This is a genomic window from Motilimonas sp. 1_MG-2023, from assembly GCF_030547455.1.
GTDB lineage: Bacteria > Pseudomonadota > Gammaproteobacteria > Enterobacterales > CBDFNC01 > Motilimonas.
Map to the genome: position 1 here is coordinate 1 of NZ_JAUOPX010000099.1, position 1,560 is coordinate 1,560.

Below are 1,560 nucleotides of genomic sequence, written 5' to 3' on the forward strand. Positions count from 1 at the left end.
CGTAACCTTTCACCAGCCCCTACTTGATTAAGCCGTGATTAGCTTAAACACATCCGGATACTCACGCTTCTCTATCACTGCCGTCACGATGGTTTCAATCATATTCAAGGCATTGACCCCACGCTTTTTGCTAGTTTCGATCACCGATAATAAACGAGAGCGAAATTTATCGCCGCGATCTGAATTAGTCCCGTAGCAAATTTTCCGCATTATAACGCTACCTCGCAGGCATCGCTCGGCTTCATTATTTGTCAGCGGCGTGCCGCTGTATTGTAAAAATACCCATAAGCCTGTTTCATATTTTAAAATGTGCTGACATCTTCCTGCATAGCGACTAGCTGGGACCTGAGTCCCTTTTTGTAGTAATGCCTTGATAATTTTCCGCAATCGTTGCATTCGCCGTAACCACTGGGGCTCACTGATCTCATCTTGTTCAAACCGATGCTGTGTTCTAAATATGCAACTAACCATTAGAACCAGTTTTGCGCCCAGTCTCGCAGTTAATCCGCCACCGGAATAATCGGCCATTTGTTGCAAGTTGCGTTTAACGTGAGCAAGGCAAAACTGATGCCTTGCGGGGTCTAACCAGTTGTAACTCGCACACTGATCCGTCACGATAACCGATACTGTTTGTTCTCCGAGTAAATGTTTCGCATTATCTTGGCTGCGCGAGAATCGAACATTTTGAAACACGGCATCATCACTCGCCATCAGCCATAACCAGCGTGTTGACTGATCATCATTGCGCGGATGCGTGGTTTCATCAGCATGAATAATCGACGCTTTTTGGATGTGTGCTTTCAACGCCTGATGCACCGGTGTAAGCATGGTGCTGACGCGGCCTTGAACTTCAGATAACGCACCAATCGAAAATGTGGTGCCATATTGATCTTGTAAAAGCTGCCTGATCTTATTCAAGCTTAAATGATATTGCCCCGCAAGAACCGCTATTTGGCTCATTAATCGAGGCCCTATTTGTCCTGATGGTGCATCGCTGGGCAGTTGGCCTTGGCTCACGACACTGCAGCAATCGCAGCGACCATGAAACAATTGATATTCGGTAATATCAAAGGTTTGCGGTGGCAACTCAAACACTTGATGACGACGTGAAGGGGTTGCGTTAACAACCACGTCACCACCACAGTGACGGCAGTGCGGCTCAGGCGGGCAAAGAACGACGTTATCGGAAGGTTTAAGCTTGCTTAGTGGTCGTCGATGCCCTGTGTGTCCAGGTTGAGCGCCAGCCGAATGTCGGCTACGAGGCGCTTGAGCTTTTTTCGCTCAGCTTTTACCTCCGGTGAATCTTTAGAAGGTGAGCTCGAAGAATTGCGTGAGCTGGTCGCAAGTTTGTCTTCGTAGTCACGCAGCTTATCCCACAGCTCTTTGATGAGTGCGTTGGCATCATGGATGTCCTCAACGTGAGGCGCATCTTGGATGAACATCGATTTCTTTTTCATGGCGCATGATGTTGGCAGGCTGGAGGGATCCTTCAAGCACGATGGTTAGATCAGTCGATTTGGATCACATATTAATTTCAAGAGGGGGCTGGTGAAAGGTTAC

General features: G+C 47.8%; 1 protein-coding gene. It reads right to left on the reverse strand.

Going from position 1 to position 1,560, the window contains the following annotated elements; all coding sequences use genetic code 11:
- Window positions 1–27: 27 nt before the first annotated feature.
- A protein-coding gene (locus tag Q4519_RS21565) for an IS66 family transposase (protein ID WP_303515972.1) occupies window positions 28–1,457 on the reverse strand; the annotation gives its coding sequence in 2 pieces (ribosomal slippage) (window positions 28–1,268 and window positions 1,268–1,457; 1,431 coding nt in all).
- Window positions 1,458–1,560: the final 103 nt, after the last annotated feature.